The sequence below is a fragment of the Nonomuraea sp. NPDC049684 genome, from assembly GCF_044465345.1.
GTDB lineage: Bacteria > Actinomycetota > Actinomycetes > Streptosporangiales > Streptosporangiaceae > Nonomuraea.
Genome location: NZ_JBITLO010000003.1, coordinates 713,007 through 728,124 on the forward strand (window position 1 = coordinate 713,007; position 15,118 = coordinate 728,124).

Consider the following 15,118-nt stretch of genomic DNA (forward strand, 5'->3'; position numbering starts at 1 on the left):
GGGGACGATCGTCAGTCCTTCTTGTTCGCCGCGGGGTCGTCGGGCTTGTACCGGTCCTCCGAGGCCGCGCCGAGCACGGTCACGTCCTGGACCTTCCAGGCGCCCTTCTGCTTCACAAGCGTGATCTTAAGGTGCGAATCGTGCACCGTGCGAATCGCCTGCGCGGTGTTCACCTGCTGGTCCACGACGACGATGGCGTGCGCGGTGGCCGCGTCGGCGTCGGCGTCGGCGTCGGCGTCGGTCAGGTAGACCTCGCGGACCTTGGCCCGCGAGACGGCCTTGAGCTGGACGATCGCCTGGGACATCGCGCCGCCGAACGCCGCGTCGTAGGTGGCCTGGAAGTCGCCCGTGGCCTGGGCGGACAGGGTCGAGCGGGTGCTCTGGAGGTCCTTGTAGTCGTAGCTGAGCAGGGCCTGGCCGAAGGCGCTCGCGGCGTCGGAGACCTGTAGGCGCAGGGCGCGTTCGCTCTCCAGGCGGGCCAGCGCGTCCCGGGCCCGGGACGCGCCGATCCACTGCAGCACCGCCACGGCCGCGACGGCCGCCACCAGCACCGCCGCCAGCGCACCGAACACCCGCGCCCGCGCGAACCGCCGACCCGCCACCGCCCTCGCCATTGGCCCACTGCCTATCACCATGGGCCTACTGCCCTCCGCCTCTGGGCCACCTTCCGCCTCTCCGGGGCCCGCGGCCTCGGAAGCCGCGGTGGGGGCCTCGGCGTCCGGGGTGGGTTCCGGGGTGGCGGGGGCGGTGAGGTGGTGGCCGGTGGTCATGGTGACTCCTCACGGCGGCGGGCTGCCCGGCCCGCCGCGACCCAGCCCACGATGCCACCACTCACCACGACGGCGAGGATGATCGCGACAATCAGCGGGCCGCCGGTGTCCGGCCCGCCGCCGTCCCGCGCCCTGCTGGACGCGGCCATGAGACCTGTGGCCGGGGCGTCACGAGCGGACGACGTTCATCCAGGACTCGATCTCGTCGGGGTGGCGGGGGAGGGCCTTGGACATCAGGGTGGCGCCCTCGGCGGTGACCACCAGGTCGTCCTCGATGCGGATGCCCATGCCGCGCAGCTCGGCGGGCAGCGTCAGGTCGTCGGGCTGGAAGTACAGGCCCGGCTCGACGGTCAGGACGTTGCCCTCCTCCAGCACGCCGTCGAGGTAGACCTCCGCCCGTGACCTGGCGCAGTCGTGCACGTCGAGGCCGAGCATGTGGCCGCTGCTGCACAGCGTGTAGCGCCGGTACAGGCCCGACTCCATGAGGGCGTCGGGGGAGTCCTTCAGCAGGCCCCAGTCGTGCAGGCCCTCGCAGATGACGCGCATGGCCGCCAGGTGGAAGTCGCGGAAGCTCGCGCCGGGCTTCAGCGCCGCGATGCCGGCGTCCTGGGCGGCCAGCACCAGCTCGTACGCCTGCCGCTGCGCCCCGGTGAACCGGCCCGACAGCGGGAACGTCCGGGTCACGTCGGCGGTGTAGAGGGTGTCGGTCTCGACGCCGGCGTCCAGCAGGAGCAGGTCGCCCTCGGCCAGCGCGCCGTCGTTGCGGATCCAGTGGAGCACGCAGGCGTGGGCGCCGGAGGCCACGATGCTGTCGTAGCCGACCGCGTTGCCCTCCAGGCGCGAGCGCAGCCCGAAGACGCCCTCCAGGTAACGCTCGCCGCGCGGGTGGCCGAGGGCCGCGGGCAGGGCGCGCACGACGTCCTCGAAGCCGCGCACGGTGGCGTCCACGGCCGACTGCAGCTCGCCGACCTCCCACTCGTCCTTGACCAGCCGCATCTCCGACAGGAACACCTCCAGCTCGGCGTCGCGGCCGCCGGCCGGCACCAGCGCGTCGACGGAGGCGTCGACGCCGCGCAGCACGCGGGCCGGGCCCTCGGAGCGCAGGTCGCGGATGTGCGCGCACTCGATCTGGTACAGCTCCGACGCCTCGGCCAGGTCGGGCCTGCGGCCCACCCAGAACTCGCCGTAGCGGCGGTCGCGGTAGAACTCCTCGCCCTCCTCGCGCGGCGAGCGCGGGCGCACGTACAGCACGGCCTGCCCGGACGGCTCGATGACCAGCACGTCGCCGGGCTCGCCCGCGCCCGTCAGGTAGGAGTAGGCGCTGTGCGGACGGAACCGGTAGTCGCTGTCGTTGCTGCGCACCTTGAGCGTGCCCGACGGGACGACCAGCCGCTCACCGGGGAAGCGCGCGGCCAGCGCCGCCCTGCGCCGGGCCGCCCAGGGAGCGATCGGCAGCGCGGTCACGCCGGTGCGCCGGGTGTCGGCCCAGCCGGTGCGCATGAACGCGGCCAGCTCCGGGGTGATGGGCAGGTCGTGGCTTCCGGTGTTGAGCTGCTCGGTCATCGGTGCCTTCCACGTCGTCGGAGATGCGGCAAGCCAGCCTACGTGACCGCTTGACGGGGTCCCCACTCGGTTGTTTGCCTGTGAGGACCGGGCATAAGCCGGCCCTCGGCCGGGGACATTGGGAGCAGAGGTGGTGCACATGCTCATCGGGACGATCCTGCGTAACAAGGGAAGCGCTGTTACCACGGTGGCGCCGGCGGCGACGGTGCGGGAACTGCTCGGCAAGCTCGCCGACCACAACATCGGCGCGGTCGTCGTCTCCACCGACGGCACGACGATCCAGGGGATCGTCTCCGAGCGCGACGTGGTGCGGCGGCTGCACGACCGGGGCCCCGAGATCCTCGACGCGCCGGTCTCCTCGATCATGACGACCGAGGTCCGCACGGCCGGGCCCGGCGACAACGTCGACGAGCTGCGCCGCACGATGACCACCCACCGGTTCCGCCACATGCCCGTGGTCGAGAACGGCCGCCTGGTGGGCATCGTCAGCATCGGCGACGTGGTCAAGAGCGCGATCGAGGAGCTGGAGACGGAGAAGGCGTCGCTCGTCGACTACCTCCACCGCTGACAGGGGCGTTGACAGGGGCGTCGATGGAGATGGCACCCTTGGGTCCGTGACGTACGGCCCCCCTGAGCCCCCTCGGGCGACGAGCAGTCCGCCGATCATCCTGCTCGTGTCCGGGCTGGCCGCCGTGGTGGCCTTCATCCTGGGCGTCTTCGTCGGGTACGGCGCGGAGGGCTCGTCGGCCTCGCCGGCCCCCAGGGTCACGGTGACGGTCGAGGGCACCGGCCCGCCCTCGGCCTCCGTCCCCGCCACCCAGCCCGCCCGGACGGACGCCCCGCAGACCGACCCCCTCCAGACGGACCCCCTCCAGAGCGGTCCCGCTCAAACCGGCCCGGCGCAGACCGGTCCACCCCAAACCGGTCCCACCCAGAACGGTCCCACCCAGAACGGTCCCACCCAGAACGGCCCTACGCAGCCCGGACCGGCGCAGACCGGGCCGATGGCCGGGATGCGGACGTTCGTCGTGGGGGTGGACATGCAGCCCGGCACCTACCGCACGACCGGTCCCGTCGCGGGCTCCACGAACTGCTTCTGGGCCCGGCTGAACAGCACGTCCCCCGACCTCGGCTCGGTGATCACCGCGGGCGCGCCGACCGGCCCGGCGAGCGTCACCATCGAGCCGGGCGACAAGGCGTTCCAGACCGCCGGATGCGCACAGTGGACCAAGGCATGACGGCCGTCGACCTCCTGGTCGTCGGCGACGCCAACCCCGACGTCGTGCTGTCGGGCGCGCCGCGCGAGCCGGCGTACGGCCAGCGCGAACAGCTCGTCGCGGGCGGCGACCTGGTCCTCGGCGGGTCCGGCGCGATCACCGCGTGCGGGGCCGCCAGGCTCGGCCTGCGCACCGCCTTCGCCGGCCGGGTGGGCGACGACGCGGCGGGGCGTTTCGTGCTCGGCGCGCTGGCCGAGCGCGGCGTGGACGTCTCCCACTGCGTGACCGACCCCCGGCCCACGGCCATGACCGTCGTGCTCGCCGACGGGACGGACCGGGCCATCCTCACCTCGCCCGGCTGCCTGCCGTACCTGACCGCCGCGGACGTGCCGCGCGGCCTGGCCCGGCACGTGCACGTGTCGTCGTACTTCCTGCAGCCGGGACTGGCGGCCGGGCTGCCCGCGCTGCTGGCCGAGCTGCGCGCGGCGGGCGCCACGACCTCGCTGGACACCAACGACGACCCGGCCGGCCGCTGGGACGGCCTCGCGGACGTGCTCGCCGAAACCGACGTGTTCCTGCCCAACGCCGCCGAGGCCAGGGCGATCGCGGCCCGCCTGTCCGGCGTCCGCGACGGGCCGCTGGAGGACGTCGCGGCGCGGCTGGGCGCCCTCGGGCCGGCCGTCGTCGTCAAGGACGGCGCGGACGGCGCGCTGGCCTGGGAGTCCGGCCTGGTGACGCGGGCCCCGGCCAGGCCCGTCGAACCCGTGGACACCGTCGGCGCGGGCGACGGCTTCGACGCGGGCTACCTCGCCGCCAGGCTGCGCGGGATGGGCCCGCGCGAATGCCTCGACGTGGCCGTGGCCTGCGGATCGTTGTCCACCCGCGCGGCCGGCGGCACCGCCGCCCAGCCGACCTGGGACGACCTGCGATGACCGGGGGTCGTTGCGCGGGTGAGTTCCGCTGGAGGAGGATGCGCTCAGCCCAACGAGGAGGATGACATGTCGGTGTTGCAGAGCTTCCTGGACAGCGTGCGCGGCGGTGCGATCGAGGTGGTCGACCTCACCGCGCCCCTGTCCTCCGAGACGCCGATCCTCCAGTTGCCCGAGCCGTTCGGCAACACCATCCCGTTCCGGCTGGAGGAGATCAGCCGTTACGACGACCGCGGCCCCGCCTGGTACTGGAACGACATCCACACCGGCGAGCACTCCGGCACCCACTTCGACGCCCCGATCCACTGGGTCACCGCCCGCGACGGCCAGGACGTCTCCCAGGTGCCCGTACGCAGCCTGATCGCGCCCGCGGTCGTGCTCGACTTCGCCGCCGAGGCGGCCAAGGACCCCGACTTCCTCCTGCAGATCGACCACGTCAAGGAATGGGAACGCGCCAACGGCCCGCTGCCCGACGGCGGCTGGCTGCTCTACCGCACCGGCTGGGACGCCCGCTCCGCCGACCAGGCCGCCTTCCTCAACGCCGACGAGACCGGGCCGCACTCGCCGGGCATCTCGGTCGAGTGCGCGTCATGGCTGGCGGCCGAGACCCCGATCCTCGGGCTGGGCGTGGAGACCGTCGGCACCGACGCAGGGGCCGCCCACTCCTTCGACCCGCCCTTCCCCTGTCACTCCTTCCTGCTCGGCGCGGGCAAGTACGGCCTGACCCAGCTCCGCAACCTCGACCGCCTGCCGGTGACCGGGGCCGCCGTGGTCGCGCCGCCGCTGCCCATCGTGGGCGGCTCCGGCAGCCCCGTCCGCGTCCTGGCCCTGGTGGAACGTTGACCGTCCCGGAGACGGCGGCCGCGGCGGTCGGCCGGACGCTGGCCGCCCGCGGCGTCCGGACGGCGTTCGGGGTGGTCGGCAGCGGCAACTTCCACGTCACGAACGCGCTGGTCGAGCACGGCGTGCGGTTCGTCGCCGCGCGGCACGAGGGCGGGGCGGCGACCATGGCCGACGCCTACGCCCGGATGAGCGGCGAGGTCGGCGTCGTCACGGTCCATCAGGGGCCGGGGCTGACCAACGCGATGACGGGGATCGCCGAGGCGGCCAAGAGCCGTACGCCGATGATCGTCCTGGCCGGTGAGGCGACGGACGCGCGCTCCAACTTCCACATCGACCAGGACGCCCTGGCAGCGGCGGTGGGCGCGGTCCCCATGCGCCTCACGGACGCCGCGCGGGCCGAGGAGCAGGCGCTCGAAGCCGTCCGCGTGGCCGCGCGGGAACGCCGCACGGTCCTGCTGAACCTGCCGCTCGACGTGCAGTCCGCCCCCGCCCCTGTTCTCACCGGTGCGGCCGCGCCCGGCCGGTCAGCCGCGGCGGACGCGGCGGAAGACACGGTGGGGGACACGGTGCGTGACACGGCGGCCGAGCTGGGGCGGTTGCTGGCCGGGGCGCGGCGGCCGGTGTTCGTCGCGGGCCGCGGCGCCCGGCACGCCCGCCGCGAGCTGGAGGCGCTGGCCGACCGCACCGGCGCCCTGCTGGCCACCTCCGCCGTCGCCAAGGGCCTGTTCCGCGGCAGCCCCTGGGACCTCGACGTGAGCGGCGGCTTCGCCACCCCGCTGGCCGCCGAGCTGATCCGCGGCGCGGACCTGATCGTCGGCTGGGGCTGCGCCCTGAACATGTGGACGACCCGCCACGGCTCGCTGATCGGGCCGGAGGCGAAGGTGGCCCAGGTCGACCTGGATCCGGCGGCCGTCGGCGCGCACGTCCGGGCCGATCTGGGGGTGGCCGGGGACGTCCGTGCCGTGGCGGCGGCCCTCACCGGGCCGGGCGGCGCCGCGCCGGGCTACCGGTCGGCCGAGCTGGCCCGGCGGATCAGGGACGAGGGCCGCTGGCGCGCGGTGCCGTACCGGGACGAGAGCGGCGCCGGCCGCATCGACCCCAGGACGCTCACCATCGCCCTGGACGACCTGCTCCCGAGCGAGCGCGTCGTGTCCGTCGACTCGGGCAACTTCATGGGATACCCCTCGATGTTCCTCGACGTGCCGGACGCGGGCGGGTTCTGCTTCACCCAGGCGTTCCAGTCGGTCGGGCTCGGCCTGGCGACCGCGATCGGGGCCGCCCTGGCCCGTCCGGACCGGCTCCCCGTGGCCGCCCTGGGCGACGGCGGCGCGTTCATGGGCATCGCCGAGCTGGAGACCGTCGTCCGGCTGGGGCTGCCCATGGTGGTCGTGGTCTACGACGACGAGGCGTACGGGGCGGAGGTGCACCACTTCGGGCCGCACGGGCATCCGCTCGGCACGGTCCGCTTCCCGCCCGCCGACCTGGCCTCGATCGCCCGGGGTCACGGGTTCGCGGCGGTGACCGTCACGGACGCCGCCGGGCTGGCGGGCGTGGCCGAATGGCTCAAGGGGCCCAGGGACCGCCCGCTGCTGGTGCACGCCAAGATCACCGGCGAACGCGGCTCCTGGTGGCTGGAGGAGGCCTTCAAGGGCCACTGAGAGAGGACGGCGGAGTCCCGCCGAGCGGCCGGGGCCGGACATCGGGCGCCGAGAACCGGGTGCCGAGAACCGGGCGCCGAGAACCGGGTGCCGGGGCTGGTCAGAGTTTGCGGTAGGTGCGGGCCTCTTCGGCGGCGGCCAGCACCTCCGCCAGCGACCCGCCCGTGCACGCCGCCACGCACGCCGCCACCGCCCCCTCCACGAACGGCACGTCCGCGATCACCACCCGCCCGTCCTCCTCCAGCAGCCGGGCGGTCAGCACCGAGCTGCCGAGGTCGGGGATGATCAGCACGCCGTCGCCCCGGTCCACGCTGCGCACCGCCTGCTCGACGAGGTCGAAGCTGGTGCCCAGGCCGCCGTCCGCGGTGCCGCCGGCCGCCGCCACCGGCACGGGCTCCGCGGCGATCCCCAGGGCCAGCGCCGCCGTCTCGGCCGCCAGCCCGGCACTGTGCGAGACCAGCACCACCCCGACCATCAGCCCTCCGCCCGCCCCTGGCCCGCTGCCTCGTCCCGGCCCGCTGCCTCGTCCCGGCCCTCCGCCCGGTCCTGGCCCTCCGCGCGGTTGCGGGCCGCGGTGGCCAGGGCGCGCATGATCAGGGCCGCCGAGGCGGCTCCCGGGTCCTCGTGTCCCACGCTGCGTTCGCCCAGGTAGCTGGCCCGGCCCTTGCGGGCCTGGAGGGGGATCGTCTCGCGCGCGCCCTCGGCCGCCGCGTCCGCCGCCCGTTCGAACGCCTCCAGCGCCCCGATGCCGTCCCGTACGGCCAGGGCCAGCGACCGGGAGGCCGGGACCAGCGCGTCCACCATGGTCTTGTCGCCCAGGGCCGCCTTGCCGAGCCGTTCCAGCGCGACCACGCCCTCCTCGAACGCCGCCTCGAAGCGGGCCAGCGTCACCGGGGACTCCAGCGTCCGGCCCATCTGGCGGAACATCGACCCGTACAGCGGGCCGGAGGCGCCGCCGACGCGGCGGATGAGGGCCGTGCCCGCGTCGGCCAGCACCTGTCCGGGCGAGCCCGGCGGGCGGGCGGCCAGCGCCTTGGCGACCTCGGTGAAGCCGCGGTCGAGGTTCGCGCCGTGGTCGGCGTCGCCGATGGCCGCGTCGAGCTCCGTCAGCCGTTCGCGGTCGCGGCGGACCAGCCGGGCCGCCTCGTCGAGCCAGTCCGCGAAGAAGCGGGTGTCCATCAACGCCCCCAGCGCAGCGCCGGCGTCTCGACGGGCGCGTCCCAGAGCCGGATGAGCGTGTCGTCGACCCGGCACACGGTGACCGAGAAGCCCTGCATGTCCAGGCTCGTCACGTAGTTGCCGACGAGCGAGCGGGCCACCCGCGCGTCCTTGCCCTTCACGAACCCCGCGACCTCGGCGAACAGCACGTACAGCTCCATGAGCGGGGTGCCGCCCATGCCGTTGACCATGACCAGCAGGTCGCCGCGGAGCGGCAGGTCGCTGTGCAGGGCCTCCATCGCGACGGCGGCCAGCTCGCGGGCCGAGGCCATCGGCACCCGCGTGCGGCCGGGCTCGCCGTGGATGCCGATGCCCAGCTCCACGTCCGTCTCGGGCAGGTCGAACGTCGGCTTGCCCGCCGACGGCGTCGTGCACGAGGTCAGCGCGATGCCGAACGAGCGGCTGCGCTCGTTCACCTCGGCGGCCACCCTGGCCACCTCGGTCAGCGGCGCGCCCTCCTCGGCCAGCGCGCCCGCGATCTTCTCCACGAACAGCGTCGCGCCCGTGCCGCGCCGCCCGGCCGTGTAGAGCGAGTTCTGGACGGCCACGTCGTCGTCGACCAGCACGGAGGCCACGTCGTTGTCCTCGGCCAGCTCGGCGGCCATCTCGAAGTTGAGCACGTCGCCGGTGTAGTTCTTGACGATGTGCAGCACCCCGGCGCCGCCGTCGACGGCTTTGGTGGCCTCGATGATCTGGTCGGGCACGGGCGAGGTGAAGATCTCGCCGGGGCAGGCGGCGTCCAGCATGCCGTGGCCGACGAACCCGGCGTGCAGCGGCTCGTGGCCGGAGCCGCCGCCCGACACCAGCCCCACCTTGCCGGGGCGCGGCCCCGCGGCCCGGTAGACCACGCGGTCCTGGACCCTCAGCGCGGGATGGGCCGCGGCCATGCCGTTCAGCGCGTCCTCCACCACGGAGTCGGCGGTGTTGATGAGCTTCTTCATGGTCAAAACATCTGCCCGTTCTCACGGGAGGGCAAGCGCCGCCGCGTGAACAGGGGGGATGTCCTACGATCTCGTGACCCGGGCCGATCTTTTCCGGGCCGGGACGGATACGCCGGGTGGCCTGCCGACCGGCGTGAGTAGGCTACCTTCTGCTCATGGCTGAGATTGTGTACCCGCCGGTGATCACCGCCGCGCGGACCCTCTTTCGCGTGCTCGACTACCGCTTCCACATGGAGGGCACCGAGCACGTGCCCAGGACCGGGGGAGCGGTGCTGGTGAGCAATCACATCAGCTATCTCGACTTCATCTTCGCGGGGTTCGCCGCGCTGCCGTCCAAGCGGCTGGTGCGCTTCATGGCCAAGCAGGACGTCTTCGACCACCGGATCTCCGGGCCGCTGATGCGCGGCATGCACCACATCCCGGTCGACCGCGGGGCCGGGGCGGGCTCGTACGCCACCGCGCTGCGCAAGCTGAAGGCCGGCGAGGTGGTGGGCGTCTTCGCCGAGGCCACGATCAGCCGCTCCTTCACCGTCAAGGAGATCAAGAACGGCGCCATCCGCATGGCCCAGGCCACCAACGTGCCGGTCATCCCGGTCGCCCTGTGGGGCAGCCAGCGGCTGTGGACCAAGGGCCGGCCCAAGCAGCTCACCCAGCGGCACGTGCCGATCACCATCCTGGTGGGCGAGCCGTTCCACCCCAAGCGCGGCGAGGACGTCAACCAGCACACCGTCGACCTGCACGCGCGCCTGTCGGAGCTGGTCGACCGGGCGCAGCGCACCTATCCCGAGGTGCCGCCGGGCGTGTGGTGGCAGCCCGCGCACCTGGGCGGCACCGCGCCCACCCCCGAGGAGGCGGCCGCCATGGACGCCGCCGAGGCCGAGGCCCGCGCCCAGCGGGACTGAGGCCGCCTCCGGTCCGCCGGAGGGAGCCGGTCAGATGGCGGCCTGGTAGGCGCTGGCGCGCATGCCGGCCAGCAGGCCCGCCGTCTGCTCCGGCGTGTAGCGGCGCACCGGGTCGTGGTGGAGCAGCCCCTCGATGAGGGGGCGCATCACCCCGGCCCGCCGCGGCGGCGGGTACGGGCCGCTGCGGGCCATGCCGAGCACCGTGGCCGCGTCCTGCCCGGGGTAGGGCGGCTGGCCCTCGACGGCGCTGTAGAGCGTCGCGCCGAAGGACCACATGTCGGCCTCCTTGCTGGCCGGCCCGCCGTGCAGCCGCTCCGGGGCCATGAACGCGGGGGTGCCGCGCAGCCGCCGCGAGGTCGTCATGCGGATGTCGCCCTCGGCCGTGGCGATGCCGAAGTCGGTCAGCACCACCCGGTCGCCGGTCAGCATCACGTTCGCGGGCTTGACGTCGCGATGGAGCACGCCGGCCTTGTGCGCGGTGCGCAGCGCGGCCAGCAGGTGCTGGCCGATCGCCACCACCGACTGCGCAGGCAACGTGCCCACCTGCGAGAGCAGTTGGTGGAGTGAGAGCCCGTGCAGGTACTCCATCACGATCCAGAGCTTGCCGCCCACTTCCATCAGGTCGTGGACCGTGACGATGTTGGGGTGCGTCAGGCCGGCCGCCATCCGGGCCTCACGCAGCACCCGGCGGCGAACCATCTCGGCCTCACCGGCCAGAGTCAGCTCCTTCAACGCCACCTCTCGGTGGAGGAGCCGATCGAACGCCCGCCAGACGACTCCCATACCCCCACGACCGGCCTCCTCGTTCAGGAGGTACCGTCCGCCGATCTCCCGCATACCATCCCCTCAAGCTCGGGGATAATCATGTCATCTCCGCACGCGGCATAGTGTGCCTAACGTGATCTGGATATGTCGGGAAGTGTAGGTTCGCTGGTCAGCGCCGCAGAAATTCGCCCAGGCAGGGCGCGCCACACGAGCCCCACCGCCACCAGGCACAGCCCCGCGGCCCCGGCCAGGACGGCGGCCAGCCCGAACAGGTCGCCCGCCAGGCCGCCGAGCGCCGCGCCCACGGGCATGCCGCCCATGCCGACCAGCCGGTAGGCGGAGTTCACCCGTCCGAGCAGCTCGCCGGGGATCAGCCGCTGGCGGACCGAGACGACCAGCACGTTGGCCGCCGCCCCCGTCACGCCCCACGCCACCGCGACCGGGTACAGCGCCCACGGCGACGGCACGAGCATGGGGACGAGCAGCAGCAGGCTGCTGATCAGCCACGCCCCCACCAGCGTGCCTGCCTCGCCGATCAGCCGCGTGACCGGCCCGGTCAGCGGCGAGCCGAGCACCGCGCCGGCCGCGAACGCCGTCATCATCAGGCCGTAGCCGGTCGGGTCGAGGCCGATGCGCGAGCCGTCGCCGACGGCCCACAGGACGAAGACGGCGAAGTATCCGGCGTTGGCCAGGTTCAGCATGCCCGCCGAGATCGCCAGCCTGCGCAGCAGCCGGTGGGCCCACAGGTAGCGCAGCGCCTCGGCGATGTCGGCGCGCAGCGGGCGGCGCGGCCCGGACGCCGGCGGAGCGGCCGGAGCGGCCCGGAAGGAGCCGGCCATGCCGGTCAGCAGCAGGGCGGCGGCGGCGTACAGGAGGGCGGGGGCGCCGAAGAGGGCGGCGGGCAGCAGGCCGGCGAGCAGCCCGGCCACCGGCGCGCCGACGAAGTCGTTGCCGACGGTCTGGACGCCGACGATCCGGGCGTTGGCCCTGGTGAGGTCGTCCTTGGCGACGGTCATGGGCAGGACGGCCTGCGCCGAGGTGTCGGCGAAGACCTCGCTCACCCCGGCCGCGAAGATCACCGCGAGCAGCGTCCACAGGTTCAGCAACCCCGCCGCGGCCAGCAGCGCCCCCACCGCCAGCACCGCCGTACGCGCGGCGTTGGCCAGCGTCATGATCCGGCGGCGGTCGGCCCGGTCGGCCACCGCCCCCGCGTGCAGCGCGAGCAGCAGCCAGGGCGCGGTCGCGGCGGCCCCGGCCAGCGACACCAGCGTGGGGGAGCGGGTCATGGACACGGCCAGCAGCGGCGCGCCGACCCGCAGGACACCGTCGGCCAGGTTCGACAGCGCGGTGGACGACCAAAGGAACCAGAAGGCCCGGCCCAGACGGTTCACGGCTCACCCCGATAGTATGTAAAGAAAAGTGTGCATAGATTTCTTTGCAAAGATAGGCTTGCACAGTGACAGAAGGCAAGAGCTTCTCCGCCCGCACCCTCGACGCGAAGGCGCTGAAGTCGTTCGCGCACCCGCTGCGGCTGCGCATCTACGAGCTGCTCGACGAGCACGGCCCGGCCACGGCCACCGGCCTGGCCGGCCTGCTCGGGCAGAACACCGGGGCCACCAGCTACCACCTGCGCGAGCTGGCCCGCCACGGCATGATCGAGATCGCGTCCGAGCTGGGCCGGGGCAAGGAGAAGTACTGGCGGATCACCCCGGGCGGCTTCAGCTTCGGGCCCGCGAAGGGCAACCCCGAGGAGGTCGACGCCGCGCTGAGGTTCCTTCTGGACGACATGGTCCGGCAGCGCGGCGCGGAGCTGACCCGCTGGCGGGAGGGGGCGATGCGGGCTCCCGAGGAATGGACGCAGGCCGGCGTGTTCGCCCGCCGCTCGCTGCGGCTCACCCCGGAGGAGACGGCCGACCTGCGCGACCAGGTGCTGGAGGTGCTGGACCGCTTCCGCGGACTGTCGGACGGCAGGGAGGCCCCTTCCGACGGCGCCCACGTCGTCGTGCACTTCGACGTCCTGCCGCTCGGCGCCACGGGCGACCCGCCCGCGGACGGCCGGTCCTGACCTGCTGGAACGCGCGGCGCCCCCGTCCCGGGAAGGGGACGGGGGCGCCGCGGCCGGACGGTCAGGAGATCAGGCTCATGGCCCGCTCGACGGTGCCCTCGGGCGCCTTGGCGGGCGAGCCCGCGTCGAACGGCGGGCACGGGTCGTACTCGATCGCGAGCTGCACGGCCTCGGCCGTCTGGACGCCGTCGGCCTTGGCCAGCAGGGTCAGGGCCATGTCGATCCCGGCCGACACCCCGGCGGCCGTCACGATCTTGCCCTCGGTGACGACGCGCTCGCTCACCGGCTCGGCGCCGACGCCCGTCAGGCCGTCCAGCACCGCCCAGTGGGTGGTCGCGCGCACGCCCTTGAGCAGCCCCGCCGCGCCCAGCACGTACGAGCCGCTGCACACCGACGTCGTCCACTGCGTGTGCTCGTGGGCCTCGCGCAGCCAGCCGAGCAGCGCCTCGTCCGACATCGCCTCCGCGGTGCCGGGCCCGCCGGGCACGAGCACCACGTCGGGGCGCGGCACGTCGGCGTAGGAGGCGGTGGCGGTGATCGACAGGGTGCCCTGGTCGTCGGTCACCGGCCCCACCTCCCCGGCCACGAACGTCACCGTGACGCCGGGCGCGAACGCCAGCACGGTGTAGGGGCCGACCGCGTCCAGAGCGGTGAAACGGGGATAAAGCGGGATTGCCACATGCATGGTGTCATTTCTCCTTCGACTGGAATCTGCGGCGGTGCTCGCCCGGCGACACCCGCCAATGGCGGCGGAAGACGCGATAGAGGGTCTCCGGCGTGCCCAGGCCCGCCTCCCTGGCCACGGTCTCCAGAGGATGCCCGGTGACCTCCAGGAGGCGTCTGGCGGCGTCGGCGCGGCTGCGTTCGACGTACCGGCCGGGCGGCAGGCCGGTCTGCTCGGTGAAGACGCGGGAGAAGTGCCGTTCGCTCATCCCGACGCGCCGGGCGAGCGCGGGCACGCTCAGGTCGGCGGCCGGGTTGGCGTCGATGTAGCCCTGCAGCTCCCGCAGGGGGAGGCTGCGCGGCGTCATGGCCCGCATCGGCGCGCTGAACTGGCTCTGCCCGCCCGGCCGGTGCAGGTAGACGACGAGCCCGCGGGCGACGTCGCGGGCCAGCTCGTGGCCGTGGTCCCTGGCCACCAGCGCGAGCGCGAGGTCCACGCCGGACAGCACGCCCGCCGAGGTCCACACGTTGCCGTCCTCGATGTAGAGGGGATCGGGGTCCACCTCGACGTCGGCGTAGCGGTGGCGCAGGTCGTCGGCGGCCAGCCAGTGGGTGGTGGCCCGGCGCCGGCCGAGCAGCCCGGCCTCGGCCAGCACGAAGGCCCCGTTGCAGACCGAGGCCACCCGCCCGGCCCGCGCCGCCAGGCCGGCGACCGCCCCGATCAGCGCGCGGTCCTCCAGCTGACCGGGCACCGACAGCCCGCCGGCCACCATGAGCGTGTCGATCGGCCCCGACACCTCGCCGAGCGCCCCCGCCATGACGGTGACCCCGTTCGACGCGCTCACCGCCCCCGCCTCCACGCCGGCCACCTCGACCCGGTATCCGCGTCCCCGGGCGATCAGGTCGGCGGTCGCGAACACGTCCGCCGGCCCGGCCATGTCCAGCAACTGGAAGCCCGGGAAGACGACGATCACGATCCGTCGCTGCATGCCTTCATGCTGGTCGCGGCCCTGCATTGGCGTCAATGACACAAACCTTGCACATTACGCCACGCGCTCCCGCCCCTCAGTGGGGGCGGGTTACACTTATTGCAGATATCAGGAGTTGGAGGTGGTCATGCCCCGCAGCGGCGTCCTGGCCGGCGCGACGCGCGTCGAAGCCGACAGCGGTGACCGCGAGCTGCTCGAACACCTGGAGGCGACGGCTGCCGCAGGGAACGCGTCGCTGGTGCTGCGCGGGCCGGACGGCACCGACCTCGTGCTGCCACGCTCGTTGGTCACGCTCCTGGCCGCCGCGGCGCACGATCTCGGCAAGGGGCACGCCGTCTGGGCCCTGCCTGCCGAGGTCCTGTTGAGCCCCAACGAGGTCGCAGAGCTGCTCGGCCTGTCGCGTCCCTTCGTCGTGCGGCTGCTGGACGAGGGCGAGATCCCCGCACAACGCCTTCCGGGCAGTCGCCATCGTGTCGTCCGCCTGGAAGACGTCCTGGAGTTCCAGGATCGCCGCGAGCGTCGCGCCGAAGCCCGTCGCAGGATCATGGAGGTCGCCGAAGAGGCGGAACTACCCTATTGATCTCCCGAGGGACAT

Annotated in this window: 18 protein-coding genes; 8 read left to right on the top strand and 10 right to left on the bottom strand. The window is 73.7% G+C overall.

Annotated features, from left to right (window positions below; translation table 11 throughout):
- Window positions 1-11: 11 nt before the first annotated feature.
- The 3 genes from ACIBST_RS13595 to ACIBST_RS13605 all read right to left on the bottom strand — a co-directional run bounded on the left by ACIBST_RS13595 (window position 12) and on the right by ACIBST_RS13605 (window position 2,333).
- Window positions 12-602, bottom strand: coding sequence for a hypothetical protein (locus ACIBST_RS13595; protein WP_397171546.1), 591 nt, complete (start codon window positions 600-602; stop codon window positions 12-14).
- A gap of 164 nt (window positions 603-766) precedes the next feature.
- The gene (locus tag ACIBST_RS13600) at window positions 767-919 is read right to left on the bottom strand and encodes a hypothetical protein (protein ID WP_397171548.1); all 153 of its coding nucleotides are present in this window, start codon (window positions 917-919) and stop codon (window positions 767-769) included.
- A 19-nt stretch (window positions 920-938) separates the two neighbouring features.
- Complete coding sequence (locus ACIBST_RS13605; RefSeq protein WP_397171549.1) at window positions 939-2,333, bottom strand: aminopeptidase P family protein; 1,395 nt, start codon at window positions 2,331-2,333, stop codon at window positions 939-941.
- A 139-nt stretch (window positions 2,334-2,472) separates the two neighbouring features.
- On the opposite strand from ACIBST_RS13605, the gene ACIBST_RS13610 reads away from it, so the two are divergent.
- The 5 genes from ACIBST_RS13610 to ACIBST_RS13630 all read left to right on the top strand — a co-directional run bounded on the left by ACIBST_RS13610 (window position 2,473) and on the right by ACIBST_RS13630 (window position 6,980).
- Entirely contained in the window at window positions 2,473-2,901 is a 429-nt protein-coding gene (locus ACIBST_RS13610; RefSeq protein ID WP_364331049.1) for a CBS domain-containing protein, read from the top strand.
- Between the two features lie 46 nt (window positions 2,902-2,947).
- Window positions 2,948-3,571, top strand: a complete 624-nt coding sequence (locus tag ACIBST_RS13615) for a hypothetical protein (RefSeq protein WP_397171550.1) — start codon at window positions 2,948-2,950, stop codon at window positions 3,569-3,571.
- Entirely contained in the window at window positions 3,568-4,482 is a 915-nt protein-coding gene (locus tag ACIBST_RS13620; RefSeq protein WP_397171551.1) for a carbohydrate kinase family protein, read from the top strand. The genes ACIBST_RS13615 and ACIBST_RS13620 overlap by 4 nt, the downstream gene beginning before the upstream one ends.
- Window positions 4,483-4,548: 66 nt before the next feature.
- Window positions 4,549-5,322, top strand: a complete 774-nt coding sequence (locus ACIBST_RS13625) for a cyclase family protein (RefSeq protein WP_397171553.1) — start codon at window positions 4,549-4,551, stop codon at window positions 5,320-5,322.
- Window positions 5,319-6,980 (top strand): thiamine pyrophosphate-binding protein, encoded by a 1,662-nt coding sequence (locus ACIBST_RS13630; RefSeq protein ID WP_397171555.1) that lies wholly within the window; start codon window positions 5,319-5,321, stop codon window positions 6,978-6,980. Before ACIBST_RS13625 ends, ACIBST_RS13630 begins: the two co-directional genes overlap by 4 nt.
- A gap of 100 nt (window positions 6,981-7,080) precedes the next feature.
- On the opposite strand, the gene dhaM is transcribed toward ACIBST_RS13630, so the two are convergent.
- Genes dhaM through dhaK form a run of 3 tightly spaced genes read right to left on the bottom strand, consistent with a single transcriptional unit; the run spans window position 7,081 to window position 9,139 of the window.
- Entirely contained in the window at window positions 7,081-7,455 is a 375-nt protein-coding gene (gene dhaM / locus ACIBST_RS13635; RefSeq protein ID WP_352358152.1) for a dihydroxyacetone kinase phosphoryl donor subunit DhaM, read from the bottom strand.
- The gene (gene dhaL / locus ACIBST_RS13640; RefSeq protein WP_397171557.1) at window positions 7,455-8,159 is read right to left on the bottom strand and encodes a dihydroxyacetone kinase subunit DhaL; all 705 of its coding nucleotides are present in this window, start codon (window positions 8,157-8,159) and stop codon (window positions 7,455-7,457) included. The genes dhaM and dhaL overlap by 1 nt, the downstream gene beginning before the upstream one ends.
- The gene (gene dhaK / locus ACIBST_RS13645) at window positions 8,159-9,139 is read right to left on the bottom strand and encodes a dihydroxyacetone kinase subunit DhaK (RefSeq protein WP_397171559.1); all 981 of its coding nucleotides are present in this window, start codon (window positions 9,137-9,139) and stop codon (window positions 8,159-8,161) included. Before dhaK ends, dhaL begins: the two co-directional genes overlap by 1 nt.
- Window positions 9,140-9,294: 155 nt before the next feature.
- Between dhaK and ACIBST_RS13650 the strand changes: the two genes are divergently transcribed.
- Entirely contained in the window at window positions 9,295-10,041 is a 747-nt protein-coding gene (locus tag ACIBST_RS13650; RefSeq protein WP_397171561.1) for a lysophospholipid acyltransferase family protein, read from the top strand.
- 30 nt (window positions 10,042-10,071) lie between these two features.
- On the opposite strand, the gene ACIBST_RS13655 is transcribed toward ACIBST_RS13650, so the two are convergent.
- Window positions 10,072-10,878, bottom strand: coding sequence for a serine/threonine-protein kinase (locus ACIBST_RS13655; RefSeq protein ID WP_352358144.1), 807 nt, complete (start codon window positions 10,876-10,878; stop codon window positions 10,072-10,074).
- 56 nt (window positions 10,879-10,934) lie between these two features.
- Window positions 10,935-12,197, bottom strand: coding sequence for an MFS transporter (locus ACIBST_RS13660; RefSeq protein ID WP_397171563.1), 1,263 nt, complete (start codon window positions 12,195-12,197; stop codon window positions 10,935-10,937).
- Between the two features lie 65 nt (window positions 12,198-12,262).
- Between ACIBST_RS13660 and ACIBST_RS13665 the strand changes: the two genes are divergently transcribed.
- A complete protein-coding gene (locus tag ACIBST_RS13665) occupies window positions 12,263-12,871 on the top strand; it encodes an ArsR/SmtB family transcription factor (protein WP_397171564.1) in 609 nt (202 codons plus the stop codon).
- 61 nt (window positions 12,872-12,932) lie between these two features.
- On the opposite strand, the gene ACIBST_RS13670 is transcribed toward ACIBST_RS13665, so the two are convergent.
- Both ACIBST_RS13670 and ACIBST_RS13675 read right to left on the bottom strand, forming a co-directional pair.
- Window positions 12,933-13,556 (bottom strand): DJ-1/PfpI family protein, encoded by a 624-nt coding sequence (locus tag ACIBST_RS13670; protein ID WP_397171566.1) that lies wholly within the window; start codon window positions 13,554-13,556, stop codon window positions 12,933-12,935.
- 4 nt (window positions 13,557-13,560) lie between these two features.
- Window positions 13,561-14,523, bottom strand: a complete 963-nt coding sequence (locus ACIBST_RS13675) for a GlxA family transcriptional regulator (protein ID WP_397171568.1) — start codon at window positions 14,521-14,523, stop codon at window positions 13,561-13,563.
- A 127-nt stretch (window positions 14,524-14,650) separates the two neighbouring features.
- Here ACIBST_RS13675 and ACIBST_RS13680 point away from each other — a divergent pair, with 127 nt between their 5' ends.
- Window positions 14,651-15,103 (top strand): helix-turn-helix domain-containing protein, encoded by a 453-nt coding sequence (locus tag ACIBST_RS13680; protein WP_397171570.1) that lies wholly within the window; start codon window positions 14,651-14,653, stop codon window positions 15,101-15,103.
- The last annotated feature ends 15 nt before the right edge of the window (window positions 15,104-15,118 follow it).